The organism is Spirosoma rhododendri (assembly GCF_012849055.1).
GTDB classification, from domain to species: Bacteria; Bacteroidota; Bacteroidia; order Cytophagales; family Spirosomataceae; genus Spirosoma; species Spirosoma rhododendri.
Genome location: NZ_CP051677.1, coordinates 750,276 through 766,766, shown reverse-complemented (window position 1 = coordinate 766,766; position 16,491 = coordinate 750,276). Strand labels below are relative to the sequence as shown.

General features: G+C 56.9%; 16 protein-coding genes. 3 read left to right on the top strand and 13 right to left on the bottom strand.

Annotation, left to right across the window (positions count from 1 at the left end; translation table 11 throughout):
- Positions 1 to 99 precede the first annotated feature (99 nt).
- Positions 100 to 1,197, bottom strand: a complete 1,098-nt coding sequence (gene ychF, locus HH216_RS02960; RefSeq protein ID WP_169549432.1) for a redox-regulated ATPase YchF — start codon at positions 1,195 to 1,197, stop codon at positions 100 to 102.
- A gap of 225 nt (positions 1,198 to 1,422) precedes the next feature.
- Positions 1,423 to 1,749, bottom strand: coding sequence for a DUF3276 family protein (locus HH216_RS02955; protein WP_169549431.1), 327 nt, complete (start codon positions 1,747 to 1,749; stop codon positions 1,423 to 1,425).
- A gap of 265 nt (positions 1,750 to 2,014) precedes the next feature.
- Between HH216_RS02955 and HH216_RS02950 the strand changes: the two genes are divergently transcribed.
- Both HH216_RS02950 and HH216_RS02945 read left to right on the top strand, forming a co-directional pair.
- On the top strand, positions 2,015 to 2,446 hold the full coding sequence (locus HH216_RS02950; protein WP_169549430.1) for a septal ring lytic transglycosylase RlpA family protein: 432 nt from the start codon (positions 2,015 to 2,017) through the stop codon (positions 2,444 to 2,446).
- Positions 2,447 to 2,532: 86 nt separating this feature from the next.
- Positions 2,533 to 3,444 carry a DUF58 domain-containing protein gene (locus HH216_RS02945; protein ID WP_169549429.1) on the top strand — a complete coding sequence of 304 codons (912 nt, stop codon included), beginning with the start codon at positions 2,533 to 2,535 and terminating at the stop codon, positions 3,442 to 3,444.
- A 98-nt stretch (positions 3,445 to 3,542) separates the two neighbouring features.
- On the opposite strand, the gene HH216_RS02940 is transcribed toward HH216_RS02945, so the two are convergent.
- On the bottom strand, positions 3,543 to 5,000 hold the full coding sequence (locus HH216_RS02940; RefSeq protein WP_169549428.1) for a TlpA family protein disulfide reductase: 1,458 nt from the start codon (positions 4,998 to 5,000) through the stop codon (positions 3,543 to 3,545).
- 100 nt (positions 5,001 to 5,100) lie between these two features.
- On the opposite strand from HH216_RS02940, the gene HH216_RS02935 reads away from it, so the two are divergent.
- Positions 5,101 to 5,883: a YdcF family protein gene (locus tag HH216_RS02935; protein ID WP_169549427.1), complete on the top strand. Its 783-nt coding sequence runs from the start codon at positions 5,101 to 5,103 to the stop codon at positions 5,881 to 5,883.
- A gap of 90 nt (positions 5,884 to 5,973) precedes the next feature.
- Here the strand turns inward: HH216_RS02935 and pfkA are convergent, their stop codons facing one another.
- The 10 genes from pfkA to pseF all read right to left on the bottom strand — a co-directional run bounded on the left by pfkA (position 5,974) and on the right by pseF (position 16,422).
- The gene (gene pfkA, locus HH216_RS02930; protein ID WP_169549426.1) at positions 5,974 to 6,948 is read right to left on the bottom strand and encodes a 6-phosphofructokinase; all 975 of its coding nucleotides are present in this window, start codon (positions 6,946 to 6,948) and stop codon (positions 5,974 to 5,976) included.
- A 178-nt stretch (positions 6,949 to 7,126) separates the two neighbouring features.
- Positions 7,127 to 8,275, bottom strand: a complete 1,149-nt coding sequence (locus HH216_RS02925) for a glycosyltransferase (protein ID WP_169549425.1) — start codon at positions 8,273 to 8,275, stop codon at positions 7,127 to 7,129.
- Positions 8,276 to 8,334: 59 nt separating this feature from the next.
- Positions 8,335 to 9,621: a glycosyltransferase family 4 protein gene (locus tag HH216_RS02920; RefSeq protein ID WP_169549424.1), complete on the bottom strand. Its 1,287-nt coding sequence runs from the start codon at positions 9,619 to 9,621 to the stop codon at positions 8,335 to 8,337.
- Positions 9,618 to 10,424: an FkbM family methyltransferase gene (locus HH216_RS02915; RefSeq protein ID WP_169549423.1), complete on the bottom strand. Its 807-nt coding sequence runs from the start codon at positions 10,422 to 10,424 to the stop codon at positions 9,618 to 9,620. The genes HH216_RS02920 and HH216_RS02915 overlap by 4 nt, the downstream gene beginning before the upstream one ends.
- Positions 10,425 to 10,518: 94 nt before the next feature.
- Entirely contained in the window at positions 10,519 to 11,364 is an 846-nt protein-coding gene (locus HH216_RS02910) for a class I SAM-dependent methyltransferase (RefSeq protein ID WP_169549422.1), read from the bottom strand.
- A 154-nt stretch (positions 11,365 to 11,518) separates the two neighbouring features.
- Positions 11,519 to 13,021, bottom strand: a complete 1,503-nt coding sequence (locus HH216_RS02905; RefSeq protein ID WP_169549421.1) for a lipopolysaccharide biosynthesis protein — start codon at positions 13,019 to 13,021, stop codon at positions 11,519 to 11,521.
- Positions 13,022 to 13,125: 104 nt separating this feature from the next.
- Positions 13,126 to 14,187, bottom strand: coding sequence for a pseudaminic acid synthase (gene pseI / locus HH216_RS02900; protein WP_169549420.1), 1,062 nt, complete (start codon positions 14,185 to 14,187; stop codon positions 13,126 to 13,128).
- Positions 14,184 to 14,678, bottom strand: a complete 495-nt coding sequence (locus tag HH216_RS02895) for a GNAT family N-acetyltransferase (RefSeq protein ID WP_169549419.1) — start codon at positions 14,676 to 14,678, stop codon at positions 14,184 to 14,186. The genes pseI and HH216_RS02895 overlap by 4 nt, the downstream gene beginning before the upstream one ends.
- 20 nt (positions 14,679 to 14,698) lie before the next feature.
- Positions 14,699 to 15,718, bottom strand: a complete 1,020-nt coding sequence (gene pseG / locus HH216_RS02890; protein ID WP_169549418.1) for a UDP-2,4-diacetamido-2,4,6-trideoxy-beta-L-altropyranose hydrolase — start codon at positions 15,716 to 15,718, stop codon at positions 14,699 to 14,701.
- 14 nt (positions 15,719 to 15,732) lie between these two features.
- Positions 15,733 to 16,422 carry a pseudaminic acid cytidylyltransferase gene (gene pseF / locus HH216_RS02885; RefSeq protein WP_169549417.1) on the bottom strand — a complete coding sequence of 230 codons (690 nt, stop codon included), beginning with the start codon at positions 16,420 to 16,422 and terminating at the stop codon, positions 15,733 to 15,735.
- Positions 16,423 to 16,491: the final 69 nt, after the last annotated feature.

Genomic DNA, 16,491 nt, shown 5'->3' with positions numbered 1-16,491 from the left:
CCGTTTGTATATGTAGCCTGGAGCCGCGCCGGCGGACCGGTCCAGGCTACATATTCGCGTCAGCTACCGAAAACTGTAAACAGAAAACCGTGAACCGGTTTACGCGCTGTGCAGGAATTCCATAATGTCGCCGTCCTGCACGATGTATTCTTTGCCTTCGACTGACAGTTTACCCGCTTCGCGAACACCCGCTTCGGTCTTGAACTGCTCGAAGTCGGGCAGTTTCATCACCTGTGCGCGGATAAACTTCTTCTCGAAATCAGAGTGAATAACGCCAGCGGCCTGCGGTGCTTTCCAGCCCCGGTGAATCGTCCAGGCGCGGACCTCCTTGACACCGGCCGTGAAGTACGTAATCAGGCCCAGCAGTTTGTACGACGCTTTAATCAGTTTGCTTAGTCCCGATTCGGTCAGGCCGTATTCACCAAGGAACAGTTCGCGCTCTTCGGGGTCTTCCATCTCCGAAATCTGCGACTCGATACCCGCGCTGATGATAATGACTTCGGCGCCTTCATCTTTCACCGCTTCCCGCAGCGTATCCGAGTAGGCGTTACCGTTGGGTAGTGATCCTTCATCGACGTTGGCGACGTAGATAACCGGCTTCACCGTCAGCAGGGCAATGTCGCTGATGGCTTCCTGCTCGTCGGGGGTTGCCTGAACCGTGCGGGCACTTTTCCCGGCTTCGAGGGCTGTTTTGTACCGTTTCAGAACCTCCAGTTCGGCTTTTGCTTTAGCGTCGCCCACCTGAGCTGCCTTCGCAATCCGCTGAATCTTCTTATCGACCGACTCAAGGTCTTTCAATTGCAACTCCGCGTCGATGATTTCCTTATCCGACACCGGGTTAACTTTCCCTTCGACGTGTACGATGTTGTCGTCTTCAAAGCAGCGAATGACATGTACAATCGCGTCGACTTCGCGGATGTTGGCCAGAAACTTGTTGCCCAGCCCGGCTCCCTGACTCGCGCCTTTCACCAGTCCGGCAATGTCGACAAACTCGATAATCGTCGGCACCACTTTCTGGGGTTTTACCAGCCCTTCCAGCGTATCGAGCCGCTCGTCGGGGACGGTTACGACGCCCACGTTTGGTTCTATCGTACAGAACGGATAGTTGGCGGCTTCGGCCTTCCCGCTCGAAATTGCATTAAACAGCGTCGACTTACCTACGTTCGGCAAACCAACGATTCCACATTGTAGACCCATCGTTGAATGGGCGAAAGAGCGAAAGAATGAAAAAGTGATCCATAAGTGTGGGTTTACAAGATCACTCTTTCATTCTTTCGCTCTTTCGCTCTTTAGTTTTTCCACAAAATTACACCTACATCGGCGGACCACCGCACCGGCGGGCCGTAAAAAAAGCCTTCGGTGGCAGCGAAGGCAGCGTAACGTAAGAGGGCTGGTCGGTGAGGGGAAACGTAGCAGACCCCGCTACTCCCATTTCAACTCCGTACTGAAGTCGTCGGATTGCTCGCGATCGTGCTGGGCGAACTGCGAAAAGTCGACGTCGGGCATCAAATCCTGCTTGACGTGGCAGAGCGTTTCCTGGAGGGCTTCCAGAAACTTATCGAAGTCTTCTTTGTACAAAAACAACTTCTGCTTTTCGTAGGTGTAGCTTTCGCCCTGCCCCTGCCGCCGACTTTCGGTGATGGTCAGGTAATAATCGTTCGAGCGCGTCGCTTTGACGTCGAAGAAGTACGTCCGTTTACCCGCCCGTACACGTTTTGAGTAGATTTTCTCCCGATCCCGATCCTCCACAGGTTGATTAAGTTAGCCGATAGTTCGGGCTAAAGTACGTGGAATCAGGCCATAATAAAAAAAGCGGCCCCATCTTTTGTAGAACTGGCGGGATAGATTTCCGCGTACCTGTAGAAGCATTTCCACAGGTTTCGGCCTAATTGCTTGGTAGTAAGGGCTGGCAGGACTACCTTTGTTTTACAGGAGTTGTACTTTTTGGAGATTTCGGCCACGCAGCCATCGTTTTTCGGCAACTGGTCAGTCCGTAACCTTTACCAAAAGTCAAATGAATTTACTCGTGTCGTTGCTGCTTTTTGTAGGCGGCTTTAAGTCGGCAGTAAAACCGGCTGGGCCTGCCCAAAAGGGAAAAGCAACCTATTACGCATCGAAATTTGCCGGTCGCATGACGGCCTTCGGTGAGCGTGTCAACCTCAAAGCCTTCACGGCCGCTCACCGCACCCTCCCCCTCAATACGCTGATTGAAGTAACCAATCTGAAAACGATGAGATCGGTTATCGTGCGGGTGAATGACCGGGGGCCATTCACCAAAGGGCACATCGTCGATCTGTCGCACGCGGCCGCCGAAGCTATTGGTCTGATGGGTAAAGGTGTTACCAGCGTCACCCTGCGCGTACTCGACAAAAGCCGCGTTAACGACTTGGTATCGGTGCTGATTACGCCCGATATGAATCAGTCGCTAATGCAGCCTGCGCTGTAAATCGTCGTCAGTTACAATTGTCGATACCACGGCCGTGCCCCGCGCCGTTGGTAGGATAGGTACGTGCTTTTGCGTACCTTTTGGCAATGAAACAATCCCTTAATCTTGGGCAGGTGCGCGAATTCGGCAACGTCGAATTTCTGGCCCGGCAGATGGTCGAAGGCTTTATCACGGGCCTGCATAAGTCGCCGTTTCACGGGTTTTCGGTTGAATTTGCCGAACACCGGCTGTATAATACCGGTGAAACGACCCGGCACATCGACTGGAAAGTGTTCGGCAAGACGGAGAAGCTGTTCGTCAAGCGGTACGAGGAAGAAACCAACCTCCGCTGCCACCTCCTGATCGACACGTCGTCGTCGATGTATTATCCCGAAGCCAACTACGGCAAGATGACGTTCAGCGTGATGGCCGCTGCCTGCCTGGCGTATATGCTGCAACGTCAGAAAGATGCCGTCAGCCTGACGACCTTCGCCGACACCATCGACGTACAGACGCCGGTCAAATCGACACCCTCGCACGTTCACAAGCTGTTCACGCAGCTCGACCTGCTCATGAAGCAGCCGAAGCCCCTACGACGTACTTCAGCGGCCGACGTGATTCATCAGGTGGCGGAGAAAATCAACAAGCGGTCGCTGGTGATTATTTTCAGCGATATGTTCGAGAACGTGTCGAAGAGTGATGCGCTGTTCTCGGCCCTGCAACACCTGCGACACAATCTGCACGAGGTGTTGCTGTTTCACGTCACGGATAAGAAAACAGAAGAGGACTTTGCGTTCGATGAGCGGCCTTACGAGTTCATCGATTTGGAAACAGGTGAGAAGGTAAAGCTACAGCCGGGGCAGGTGCGGGCGTCGTATCAGCAGGCGGTGAAGCAGCAGTTTCAGGACCTGCGGATGCGCTGCGGGCAATACAAAATCGACTTCATTGAAGCCGACATCGCGCAGGGATTTGAGCAAATCCTGACGGCGTATCTGGTGAAGCGGACGAAAATGAAGTAAAAGGTTCTTCAACACAGAGGCACGGAGGTCACGAAGAAAAAAGAGCAAAGCTCTGTGACCTCCGTGATGCACTCCGTGCTCTCTGTGTTTAAGAACCCCTATTTTTTAGCCGATGCTTTGGCGGTGGCTGCCTGCTGCTTTTTGTGGAACTGCACGAAGTCTTCCAGTTGCTCGGGCGGTAGCTTGCGGGCGATGATCTTCTTCTGCTTGTCGAGCACGTAGACAGTTGGTGTCGTCCATACATCGAAGCGGGTACGGAAGTCGGTTTGGTGCTTGTAATCGTAGCCGTTGATGGCGTTGCCCAGCTTAAACTCACGGATAAACTTCTTCCATTCGGCCGGTGTCTGGTCAATCGCAATCGCGACGACTTCCACACCCTTACCTTTGTTGGCATCGGTGAATTTCTTCAGGCCGGGTGCGCTCTCGCGGCAGTGACCACAGTGCGGGTCGTAGAAGTACACGACCGTATAGTCGGCTTTGATGTTCTGAAAGTTGATGGGCCTGCTCAGCGTGTCGCTCACGACGGGAGCAGGCAGGACTTTTCCAACCAGTAACGGTTTCAACGTGGCTACCCGTTCGCCAATGCTTTTCAACGTCGAGCTATCCGAAACGGGCATAACGCCGGTCTTGTAGTACTTCTCGAACATATGCACGAACAGTCCGTCGGTGCCGACCACTTTGGGCCGTTCGTACTGACTCGTGATGTAGTAAATGACGTACTGGAGCACATCTTTGTTCTTCCCGGCCTGCGCCTTACCAACGACATAATCGGCTTCTTTGACGAGCGAATCCGGGTTCTGCACGGTCAGCTCCTTAATGTACCGATCAAGCTTACGTTGTAGAATGTTGGTGCGGACGAACCGCTCGTCCGAGAAGTCGTAGTCGTCCCAGAAGTGTTTTTTGAAGTAGTTGAATACCCATACCGAGTCGGGGCGACCGTTTGACGCTTTGGGCGCGGTGGGCACTTCGGGTTCGCTGGCGGCTTTGATGATTTTCACCGCAAACGAATTTTTGTTAGCCGTAAAGAACTGATCGCGGTCGGTTTGTGCCTGCTTTTGCAGGGCCGTCATTTTCTTATCGACCTCGGCGTTGGCGGCTGCATCGCCCGGCTTTTTCTGCTGCCCGATTACTTTCGCTTCGTCATACAGTTTGTTCAGGCTCTGCTGGTAGCCATAGAACAGTTCGTTCTCTTTCGAGCCCGTGATTTTCATGTTCTTCACGACGCTCCCCGTGTCGGTGGCAAACGAAAAATTCTGGTCGCTGTCGATCAGGAATTCGACGTAGCCGTTTTTGGGCGTTACGAGCAGATACAAGCCTTCAGGCAGGGGTTTGGCGCCAGTAAATACCATGTGGCCCTCGCGGTCGGTGCGGGCCGTATCTTTGGGGATGTACTGCGTGGTGCCGTAGTAGTGGGCCAGCACACAGGTCGTATCGGAGACTCCGCGAATCTGCCCGTTGATAGTGTAGGCTGCTCCGCCGGTTGCCGGTGCCGACTGGGCCAACAGCCCGGTGGCCGAAGCGAACGCAACCAGCACAGCTAAAAATAAATGATGCATAAACGAGTGGAAATATATCTTCATGGCTGAACAGTCAAATTTACGGGTTTTGCGCCCATCCTCCGCATCGTTACAACGTCTGTGCCAGCCCCGCTAGTCTATGTTTTTCTTCTTTTCTAAAACGCTCAATTACCTGCTCACCCCCGCTGGCTGGCTGCTGGCCGCGCTGCTCTGGGCGTTCTTTACCCGTAACCCACACCGCCGTCGCTGGGGTGTCGGACTGGCTATCGCGCTGTTCTGGTTATCAGGCAATTCGCTGCTGACGAACGAACTGGCGCGGTGGTGGGAATACCCGCCTTCGACCTTGCCCCGCCCCGACAGTTCCCGCTCTGTAGCCGTGGTGCTGACCGGCGGCACAACCAACAGCCACATTGATACGGGCGATGAGCATCCGTCGCTGGGGCCGGAGTCCGACCGGCTGGCGCAGGCGCTGTATCTCTACAAGCGGGGTGTTGTTCGGAAAATTCTGATCAGTGGGGGCAGCGGTAGCTTACCACTCGGGCCGGAGCCCGTCACCGATGAAGGACATCAGGGAGGGCGTTTTCTGATCCTGGCCGGGGTGCGACCGGGCGATATATGGCTGGAAAATAACTCGCGAAATACGCGGCAGAACGCCCTATTTTCTGGCCGGGTGCTGCGCCGACAGTTTCACACGAATCGCTGCGTGCTGGTTACGTCGGCCCCGCATATGCGTCGGTCGGTGAAATGCTTTCAGAAAGCAGGGGTCGATGTATTGCCCTATCCCGGCGGCTTTCGGCAGGCACCCCGCTCGTTTGCTATCGGGGAATGGCTCCTCCCCAACGAAACCGCCTTCCTCGACGCCTACCACCTGATCCGCGAGATCGTCGGCTACGTGGTGTACTGGGTAGCGGGGTATATTTGAAGAGCGAAAGAGTGAATGAGTGAAAGAGCGATGGCGCGCGTTAGCAACCTTTCGCTCTTTCACTCTTTCACTCTTTCATTCTTTCGCTCTTTAAACGCTCAGTATCTTCACCATCCGAAGGAGGTCTTCGCTGATGGGTTTGGGCAGGCGGATCGTATCGCGGAACGGGGTGTAGACGAGTTCGTTGTTGACGACACCCGCCATCACGTTCTTCTCGCCGTTCATCAGGCCTTCAAGGGCACCCAGGCCGAGTCGGCTGGCCAGAATCCGGTCGTAAGCCGTGGGGATACCACCCCGCTGAATGTGGCCCAGCGTCGTGACGCGCATATCGACTTTCGGCTCTACCTGCGCCCGTATTTTTTCCGCAATTTCGGTGGCGATACCGGCTTCTTCGCCTTCAGCGATGACGACGATCGACGATGATTTCTGACGGCTCCAGCCTGCTTTCAGCGTCTCGACAACTTCCGAAATCGGCGTCAGCACTTCAGGAACCATCACCATTTCGGCACCGCCCGCAATACCCGACTGAATGGCGATGTAGCCAGAGTCGCGGCCCATCACTTCGATAAAGAAAATGCGGTCGTGCGAGTCGGCGGTGTCGCGGATTTTGTCGATAGCTTCCAGCGCAGTGTTAACGGCCGTGTCGAAACCGATGGTATGATCGGTGCCGTAGAGGTCGTTATCGATGGTGCCGGGTGCGCCGACGGTTGGGATGCCGTATTCGTCGTAAAATAGCGTAGCACCAGTAAAGGTACCGTTACCGCCGATAGCCACCAGTCCTTCGATGCCGAACTTCTGGAGTTGTTCGGCGGCTTTGGCCCGGCCTTCCGGCGTCATGAATTCTTTGCTCCGGGCCGATTTCAGGATGGTTCCGCCACGTTGAACAATATTGCTCACCGAGTGTGACGTCATCTGAAATATGTCCCCATTTATCATTCCGCTGTACCCCCGGCGAATCCCGAATACTTCGAGTCCGTGATAGACCGCTCCCCGGACAACGGCCCGGATGCAGGCGTTCATACCCGGTGCGTCGCCACCCGAGGTAAACACAGCTATTCGTTTCATAGGTTAAAGACTAAGTTTTATCAGAAAAAGGATAAAAAGGAGATTTAGGGTAGGTTTCAGGGCCAAATTTATGGTCATTCTTCTGTAAAAAGCATAAGACACCTACTTATCACGCCTTTTCCACAAAAATTTAAAAAAATCGTAATGACGGTGCTGTACTCGTGTGTTTGCCGTGGGCCTACCGATCTGCCGCGCGTATCGAGTCTGCCAGCTCCGCGTAGGCCGTCTCTACCTGCCGTTGCAGCCCCGCTGCTACCTGCTCCGCTGCCTGCTTTCCGCTAATGATTTGGCTGGGGTTGAGCGTTGCCAGAAATTGAGCCACCGCCGGGTCGATGGGTTGCCGGGCGTCGATCAGATAGGCGGCCTGTTGCAGCAGCACGTAGCTGTCGCTATCGGGGCTACCGCAGAACAGTACGGGTGAGCCTGAGCCAACCGCGCTCATGGCCTTTGAGGGCACCGCAATGTGTGTCCATTCGGGGAGCAGACTCACAAGCTGAATATCGAGGTAATGCAATTGGCTACGGGGAATATTAGGCAACCGGATGATGCCCGCCTTTCCTTCAGTGGCTTTCAATACCGATTCGGCTTTGGTGCCGTACAGGGCAAGCACCAGCCGGAAACGAGTTGGGTCGAGGTGGCGGATGACGCTTTCCAGAAAGTCCGCCGAGTGCGCCTGCCCGACGTTACCCGCGTAGCCGAGGTAGATCAGGCCGTCGGTTGGGTCGCGCCAGGGCGGGCAGACGCGGTCGCGCTCCTGATGCATCAGCACCCCGCAGGGCAGAATCGTAGTCGGGATGGGTTTGCCGTATTCGTGCCGGACGTGTTCGGCCTGCCGGGGACCAAGCGCGATTAGGTGGTGCGGGGCGTTGCGGTACGTCTGCCGGATTACCCACTTGTAGAGCGCATTCGTCGGGCTGACCTTGCCTTCGGCCGCGAAGCCTTCGGGAAACAAATCCATCGACCAGAGCCAGTAGGGTGTACGTCGAAGCAGCAGCGACGCCCAGAATGGCAGCATCGGCGGACTCGTCATAATCAACAGCGGCCCCCGCCGAACCTTCAGTGCCCGGCGAATGAGCAGAAAACCATCTAGTAAGCCTGCGATGAGTTTGAGCAGCCCATTCTTCCCCGCGTAGACCGTTTTGACGCCGTGCGTTTCACCCACCGGCTGCCGGATAGCCCCACCGCCGTCGTAGGTGCGTTCGATATGTACCACCACAACATCGATGCCGTGCCGGTCGATCAGGTACCGCGCCAAATCCCAGGCCGACTCCCCGGTGATGCCCGGATTCGGCGGATAGTGGCGATTAACGATGGTGAGGGAGGGCATATGTTAAAGAGCGAAAGAATGAAAGAGTGAAAGAGTGATGGCGCCAGACGGTCGCTCTTTCACTCTTTCACTCTTTCGCTCTTTTGTCGGTATAGTTCTAGGTGTTGCTTCACAACTACCCTCTCCCCATAGTGCGCTTCGGCGAAGTGGCGGGCGTTGTAGCGCAGGGTGATCGGGTCGGAGTGGTCGAGCAGGCGGGTGATAGCTTGGGCGAGGTCGGTGGCACTGGCGACGTCGGCGAGGTAGCCGGTCAGGCCGGGTTCGATCATTTCGGGGATGCCGCCAGTGCGAAACCCCACGACGGGCGTACCGCAGGCAAGGGCTTCCATGATCGTATTCGGCAGGTTGTCTTCCAGCGACGGCACGACGAGCGCGTCGGCGGCATTGTAAGCGGCTACGATGTCGTCGGCGTCGCGCAGGATGCCGAGGTGACGCACCGTGTACGGGATTTCGTTGAACAGATAGGTTTTGCCTTTGCCGAACACCAGCAGTTCGAGCGACAGCTCCGGGCGGACTTTGTGAATGTGTTGCAGAGCTTCGGCCAGAAACCGGAACCCTTTCCGTTCGTCGGTAACGTTGGCACTGCCGAACAGCAGCCGCTTCGTCTTCGTGTCGGGCAGGTCGAGCCGGGCGTTGGCATCGGCCCGGTCGACGGGGCAGAAAACGGCCTGATCGATGGTATTGGGAATAACCGTCATCGGCGCGTTTCGCAGCAACGTACTTCGCCGGAGATCGTCGCCCAGCCACTGACTCGGCGGGACAAAATGTGGCGTATGCTGCTCGAACAGGCTTTTCTTCTGCTCGAACAAGCGGTATGACAGGTCGCGTTCGCCCGGTTTTTTCAGGTACGGGCAGGTATGGCAGTGGGTCTGGTAGTGCAGGCAGGTGCGGCTGTAGTGGCATCCTCCCGTAAACGCCCACTGATCGTGGATGGTCCAGACGACGGGTTTACCGAGCGCAAACAACGCCCGGAGCCCCGCTATCGACAGAAAACCGAAGTTAATCCAATGCAGGTGCAGAACGTCGGCCTGCTGGATGGCTGGGTGAAAGGTCAGGTTCGCGCCAAACTGAGCCGGGGAAAAGCCAAACCGCACCGCCGGGCTGCGTTCGTAGGGCAGGAAGTACAGCCGCTCAGCCACGAATCGCCCGAAAGCCGTTTGTTCGGCCAGAAAATTATTCGCCAGATAAAGCACCCCGTCTTCCGGTTGGTGCCGTTCGAGTCGGTCGGGAATACCCACCAGCAGCGTCGACGCAATACCCTGCGCGAGCATGGCCCGGTGCAGGCGCGTGGCCGCAACGCCCGCCCCGCCCGACAGGTGGTAGGTGCTCAGGTGGACGACGTTCACGGGCGGTACGCGAAGATGTTGAGCTGCAAATCCATGATGTCGTTGCCCCGGTACCGGTGGTTAACCAGCGGACGTGTCCGGCCCTGATTGCTATCCATGTAGTACCGAAAGCCGCTGCTTTCCAACACCTGAATGACCTCGCCCAGCGTCTGCTGATGCCCGATGTAGGCGTGAAATTCGACGAACAGATTCTGCACGTGAGCCAGCGCGTCGCGGCAGTCAGTCAGTACGGCGGTTTCGGCCCCTTCGATGTCAATTTTGAGCATATCGACGCGGGTTTCGCGCAGCAGGTAGTCGCGCAACCGCACCGACGGTACCCGCCGACGCCCCGTATCCGAAAACATCGACGCAGCATCGGCCTCGCCCGTTCCGAAGTCCAGCCCGTTTTCATCGACCCAGACGGCTTTGTTGATGATCTCGATGTCGGGAATGTTGTTGTCGCGCAGGTTTTTTGCCAGCACCTCACCGATGGCCGGGTCAGCCTCAAACGCCAGAATCCGGGCAGTGGGGTAGGTCTGCCGAAAGTAGGCCAGACTCGTACCTATGTTGGCTCCGCAGTCGAGGATGATCGGGTGGGCGGCCGTCGTAGTAAACCGGTACGATTCGTCGGCGAAGATTTCCTTGAACTGCCAGACGAACGACAGCGCGTCGGGCACCTGAAAGCGGTAGTTGATAAACGGAATCAGCCCCGACTGGTGGCGCGGCCGTCCGGCGTAGCGGAAGAACAGCCACAGCAGCCGTCGGCCGTTCGGCGTCTGCACCGCCCGGTACAAGTTCGTAAACAGGTATTTAAAGAGCCACATGGTGGGTTTACCGTTTGTGGTTGAAGGTTTAAGGTTCAATGCTTAACGCTAATCTGTGAGAGCAACGTTAAACCTTGAACTACAAACCTTAAACTCATAAAAAAGAAAAGCCGATGCCGGCGCCGGGGTACCAGTGGTCTTTCGGCACTTCGGGGTAGTAGACAAACTTGCGGCCGACTTCCAGCGAGAGTTGTGCTAACGAACTGGCCACGTGTGCGTTGTCGCTGAGTAATACGCCGTTGGGCGTCAGCTTCGGCAACACGACTTTATACTCTTCCAGCTCGTAGGTTGCCGAGTGGTCGCTGTCGTTGATGAACAGGTCGATGGGCTGGTCGAACGCTTTCAGGCTGGTGATCGAATCGCCGTACAGCACCTGCCCGACTTCCTTGTAGATGCCATCGAGGAGGTAGCCCGCTTTGGGCGCGATGTCGGTGCCGTAATAGCGACCCGGCGATCCCTCGGCCCGGTTTCGCAGGAGGGCCGAGCACAGCAGCACCGCCCCTAACCCCTTGTCGACGCCCGTTTCGATGACGACGCCCGGCTTCATAATCCGGACGAGGGCGTACCAGCCCAGCCGCCGACCGAATTCCACGCGTAGATCGGCCACACGCTTGTACGACGACGTTCGGGTTTTTTCCAGGACGTAGTCGCGTAGGGCGTCGTCGGTCTGCACTTCGCGGAAATACGCCTGCACCGTTGCGGGCGACACCCCCGATACCACCGCGACGGTATGCGCCAGATAAAGCAGGCTGTCGTCGGTGAGGGCGTAGGTGTAGTTGGTATCCTCCCGCGAGTCGACGCTCCAGCGCAGAATCTGCCCGTAGCGGTAGTTGTAGGCGCGGGTAGCCTGCCGGAGCCGGGGCAGGTAGTTGACCACCCGCGACTTCCGAATTTTATACAGCCGGTCGAGACCGAACAGATCGATTAGTAGTTTGCGCATAGAATAGAAAACCCCTCACCCCCGGCCCCTCTCCCAGAACGGGAGAGGGGGGCAAAACACTCAAAACTCTCCCTTCTCCTGTTTTGGGCGGTCCGCCGTCGCGGGAGGGGCCGGGGGTGAGGGCCGAGGGGTTACACCGCAAAGATAACCGTTGTTAGCGAACCCGGCGGATGCGTTGCCAGGCAGTTACGGCCATACTGCTCGCGTCGGGCGATAGATTCAGGCCGATAACGCCCCCCACGAACAGGCCGGTTATCAGGGCTGACCGGATCGCCATGTCGAGCAGCGTCTGCCACATCGGGACGGTGGGGGCGGGGTACGGAATTTGTACCGCGAGCCACCAGACGGCCAGCCCGAGTGCGATAACGGCTGCGTTGCGCCAGGTGAACGGCTGCATCCGAAAAGCAAAACCGACGAACAGCGTCCGGGCGAGGTTGAACAGACCCGTTGCCAGTGCCGCGCCGATGGATGCCCCCGTAATGCCGTAACGCGGAATAAGCCAGCCGTTGACGGCGATGGTGATGAAGATCAGCGCAACGAAAAACAGCGAATCGTAGGCGTAGTAGCGCGAGGTCGACAGGATCATGCCGTTGACGCCCGTCGCCATGTCGAGCAGTTTACCCAGCCCTAGCCACAGAATGACGTAATACCCCGCGTCGTAGCCGGCGGGCAGAAAGCGGAATACACCCGGCAGGTTGGCCGCTACGCCTACGAACACCAGGCAGCCCGCCACCAGTTGGTTCAGGCAGCTTTTGCGGTAAATCATCCGAATGTTGTCGAGGTCGTTGGTTTTCCATGAATCGGCGATGAGCGCGCCCGACACTTTGTAGAGGGCCGTAGCGGGTACAGCAATGACCACCGCGAAGTATGACGCTGTGCCGTAAATACCCGTATCGTCCAGTCCCAACTTGTTGGAAATCATAACCTTATCGATCGCCAGAATCACCTGCGACGACAGGGCCGTGGCCAGACTCAGGGCCGAATAACGGATGAGGTCGTAGCGCAGTTGGGCGGTGACGGAGATAAACCGGCGACTCAGGAAAAATGCATCGTCGCGGATGACTTTGGCGATCATCAGCACCGTTGCCAGCAGAAACGCGACAAGCCAGACGTACAGAAACTGCTCGAACGTTACCCAGCCGAGCGAGTACAGCACGCCCGACAGCAGAATCAGAATGCGCAGGGCGAACTGTTGCAGGAGTGTACCCGTAACTGGGTCATAGAGTAGCCGGGCGTAGTTATCGAACACCGAAAAAACCAGCGTAAACAGCGTCAGCGGGATAAGCAGGTAATAGTAGCTGACGAACAGGGGCGAGGCCGTACCGTAGTAATCGAGTACCAGCGGACGCGCCAGCCACAGCCCCAGCACGCTCAGGCCGAACCCCGCCAGCATTGTCAACAGACTAATCAGCAGGTAGCCGTTGTGCTGCCGGTCGGCGTCGCGGAAATAGGTGAAATACCGCCCTCCGGCACTGTTCAGCCCGAGTGTACTTGCCTGCGTCAGCACCTGCGACAACGACACCAGCAGCGTCAGCAGGCCGATTTCGGCTTTGCTGAACAGGTGCGGAAAAAACAGACCCTGCGTCAGAAAGCCCACCGCCACGCCCGCATACGTGTACACCGAACTCTGTATAGTCTGTCGTTTAATAATGCCCATATGTTGAATGATTGAATGAGTGAATGAGTGAATGATTGACTGACCGGGCCGCCGGGGCGGTGAATAGGCTGGCGCGTGATGCATTCAACCACTCAATCATTCTGTCATTTAATCATTCCCCACGCCAATGCTGTTCCGGCGGTGATGTCTTGGGTGGCAACGCTGCCGAGGATATCGTCGTAGTAGCGGGTGTGGAGGCCGTTGGCGGGGCGGATGCTACGGACGGTGTCCGGGGTGAACGGGTCGCCCGCTTTCATGTCGCGCACGACGTAGAGCGACCGTTTGAATTGCAGGCTTTTGCACTCCTTCGGTGTCAGCGTGTAGCTAACGTGGCCCAGTGCCAGTTGTGCCCGTTCTGTTTCGATGACCAGGGCTTTCAGCTCATCAGGTTCGAGCGAGAAGGCCGAATCGACACCGCCATCGGCCCGGCGCAGGGTGACGTGCTTTTCCAGCACGACCGCGCCGAGGGCCACAGCCGCTACAGCCGCGCCAATGCCCATGGTGTGGTCAGATAGACCCACCGGGACGTCGAACAGCGTGCTCATGTGCGGAATCGTGAGCAGGTTGGTGCTTTCGGGCGTGGCGGGGTAGGTGCTCGTACATTTCAGCAGAACTAGTTGCGTACAGCCGTTTTCGCGCAGCACCCGCACCGACTCTTCCAGATCGGCTACCGACGCCACGCCCGTGCTCATAATGACCGGCTTACCCGTCTGCGCCACCTTTTTGAGCAGGATATGATCGGTATTTTCAAACGACGCGATCTTGTACAGCGGTACGTCGAGCGATTCCAGAAAATCGACGGCGGTGGTATCGAAGGGCGAGCTGAACGGAATTAGGCCCCGCTTCCGGGCGTGCTCGAAAATGGGCTTGTGCCACTCCCAGGGCGTGTAAGCGTCCTGATACAGTTTGTACAGATTTTTATCGGCCCATAGCGATTTGTCGTCGCGGATATAAAACTCCTCTGACCCGCCGTTGAACGTAATCGTGTCGGGGGTGTAGGTTTGTAGCTTGAGCGCCTGCGCGCCGGTGTCGGCAACGGCATCGACAATTTCCAATGCCCGGTCGAGCGACTGATTGTGGTTCCCCGACATTTCCGCGATCACAAACGGCCGGGAGCCGGGGCTAATGGTATGGTGAGCAACCTGAATGGGTTGAATTCGGCTCATGGTGTATTCACGTAAAGCAAGCTCAGTTTACCGCTTGCTGAATCCGTAAATTTACCGCTTTCGCCAGACAATGTGAAGCCTGCCCGCTCGAAGGCCCGCACCGACGCCCGGTTGTCGGGTTTGATATAGGCATGAACCGGCACGTCGCCCCACTGCGCGCGGCAGGCCGCACACCCTTGTTCAATCATCTGGCTGGCCAGCCCCTGCCCCCGATAGTTGGCATCAATTGATAGGCCAATGATGATTTCGTCGGGCATATCGGCTTCGGGTTTTCGCTCGAATCGTACCTGCCCAACGGGCTCACCAGCTTCGTTTTCAAACACTAGTAGCATGGCATTAGCGTCGATCAGCTTGCGCGTAAACCAGTTGGCGTGTGTCTCGGCGGAAATCGGATTGCTGTTGAACGACTGTCGGCGCGTGTACGGGTCGTTGGCCCAGTTGAAGTACAGGGCTGAATCGTCGGGCTGGGCGGGGCGGTGTGTGAGGATCATGGTAAAGCTGCCGAAGACAATTAGCTAAATAACGCCCGAAACCGCTCGGGTGATTTACCGTCGAAATAACGACGCTGGTTGGCCAATGATTCGTCGATTTGTTCGGGTGTGAACTGGATCGACTGAATGGCCAGTTTCAGCACCGTTTCCAGCGAGATCGACGGGTCGAGCTGGCTGAGCAGGTGGGGGAAATGCACCGATAGTGCCAGCTTTTCGTCGCTCAGAAACCGGGCGATGCGGTCCTGATTGTCGGCGGTCAGGATGCCAATCAGAGGACGATTAACAGCGCAGACTTCGTAGGCAATCGTACTGCACGCGGTGATCGCCAAACTACATCGTTCAAGTTCGGCTACCATCTCCTCCGCACTCAGATTTTCCAAAATGGTCAGATTGGGTAGATTGGTCCTGAGTGCGTCGATACTGTCGCGCTGCGCATACAGTGGTCCCAGTACCAGCCGCACCACCTGTTTTGGGTCGAGCTGCTGAATGGCCTGCACGACTGACAGTGACACGTTCGATGGGTCAGCCCCGCCCAGACTGACGAAGTACGGGCCGTCCGACGGTGGTGGACCAAAGCCACCGGGTTTTAGAAACGGCGACCGCAGCAGCGCGTAGTGCGGGCCTAGGCAAAACGTGGTGTTTGGGCCGGCGTCGTAATCGGTTGGAGAAACGCCACCCGCATGATTGATAATCACATCGGCAATCTGACGCCCGTCCAGCAAATCATCAATGAAAAACAGTCGTTTAACCCGCTTTTTCACAGCCCGTTGAAACGCACTGTCGAATGAATATCCATCCAGAACGACCTGATCGCTGGGTTCGAGAAGTGTCAGAAAATCGGTCGCTATGCTGTTTTTTTTCAACGCGATGACCTGCAAACCCGCTTGTTCCAGCCGGGTTTGCACGACCGGTTCTGGCTCGGTGATGGCCATATACCGGTCAACCGATGACCCGAGCATATCGGCCAATGCCAGGCAACGCATAACGTGCCCCAGTCCAATCTGACTATCGGCATCGGCGCGAAAGATGATACGGTTCATAACGGGTATACGTCTTACAGACCATGCATCAGCCGATACTTAAACTCGGCGATTTGCCAGTCGTCTTCGGTGTCGATGTCGTGGGCGTGTAGTTCGGGAATGAGGAGTCCACCGGAATTGCTGGTGATGAGTTTGCCGGTGGCGCGCAACACGTCGGGGCGGAACACGTAGCACTGACCGGCGTCGTGGTAGGCGGGTTCGAGGTCCTGCGACCGTGTTAGGGCGTGTTCGGGGTTGAGCCACGCTACCCGGTCGTCGCGCAACGTGACGGCCCGCTGCACCGCAAAGCTGAACTGCTGCACCGGATATACTGTGTCGAATTGCCGGTCGGTCAGCAGCGTGATGGCACGTTGGAGCAGGTCGGCGGTGACGAACGGGGCCGTTGGGTATAGGCAGCATGCCAGATCGAACGACTGACCCAGCCCTTCATACTGACCCAGGACTTCCGTCAATACATCGGCGGTAGTGGCGTAGTCGTTGGCCGTCTGCGCGTTTCGGCGGAACGGTACCGATGCGCCATACTGCCGGGCAACAGCTGCAATTTCGTCGTCGTCGGTCGACACCATTACTTCGTCGAACAGCCCCGATTCTATAGCCGCAACGATACCGTACGTCAGAATAGGCTTGCCCAGAAACGGCCGGATGTTCTTGCGTGGGATGCGTTTGCTGCCGCCCCGCGCCGGTATGATGGCAATGGCTGTCATAGGCTGACCTCACCCCCAACCCCCTCTCCTCGAACAGGAGAGGAGGCTTTTCTGGAGATAGCGTTTATA

What these genes read in the sequence shown, in the direction of transcription:
- ychF (WP_169549432.1), bottom strand. Translation starts at nt 1,197, where the DNA reads ATGGGTCTACAATGTGGAATCGTTGGTTTGCCGAACGTAGGTAAGTCG.
- HH216_RS02950 (WP_169549430.1), top strand. Translation starts at nt 2,015, where the DNA reads ATGAATTTACTCGTGTCGTTGCTGCTTTTTGTAGGCGGCTTTAAGTCG.
- HH216_RS02945 (WP_169549429.1), top strand. Translation starts at nt 2,533, where the DNA reads ATGAAACAATCCCTTAATCTTGGGCAGGTGCGCGAATTCGGCAACGTC.
- HH216_RS02940 (WP_169549428.1), bottom strand. Translation starts at nt 5,000, where the DNA reads ATGCATCATTTATTTTTAGCTGTGCTGGTTGCGTTCGCTTCGGCCACC.
- HH216_RS02935 (WP_169549427.1), top strand. Translation starts at nt 5,101, where the DNA reads ATGTTTTTCTTCTTTTCTAAAACGCTCAATTACCTGCTCACCCCCGCT.
- pfkA (WP_169549426.1), bottom strand. Translation starts at nt 6,948, where the DNA reads ATGAAACGAATAGCTGTGTTTACCTCGGGTGGCGACGCACCGGGTATG.
- HH216_RS02925 (WP_169549425.1), bottom strand. Translation starts at nt 8,275, where the DNA reads ATGCCCTCCCTCACCATCGTTAATCGCCACTATCCGCCGAATCCGGGC.
- HH216_RS02915 (WP_169549423.1), bottom strand. Translation starts at nt 10,424, where the DNA reads ATGTGGCTCTTTAAATACCTGTTTACGAACTTGTACCGGGCGGTGCAG.
- HH216_RS02910 (WP_169549422.1), bottom strand. Translation starts at nt 11,364, where the DNA reads ATGCGCAAACTACTAATCGATCTGTTCGGTCTCGACCGGCTGTATAAA.
- HH216_RS02905 (WP_169549421.1), bottom strand. Translation starts at nt 13,021, where the DNA reads ATGGGCATTATTAAACGACAGACTATACAGAGTTCGGTGTACACGTAT.
- pseI (WP_169549420.1), bottom strand. Translation starts at nt 14,187, where the DNA reads ATGAGCCGAATTCAACCCATTCAGGTTGCTCACCATACCATTAGCCCC.
- HH216_RS02895 (WP_169549419.1), bottom strand. Translation starts at nt 14,678, where the DNA reads ATGATCCTCACACACCGCCCCGCCCAGCCCGACGATTCAGCCCTGTAC.
- pseG (WP_169549418.1), bottom strand. Translation starts at nt 15,718, where the DNA reads ATGAACCGTATCATCTTTCGCGCCGATGCCGATAGTCAGATTGGACTG.
- pseF (WP_169549417.1), bottom strand. Translation starts at nt 16,422, where the DNA reads ATGACAGCCATTGCCATCATACCGGCGCGGGGCGGCAGCAAACGCATC.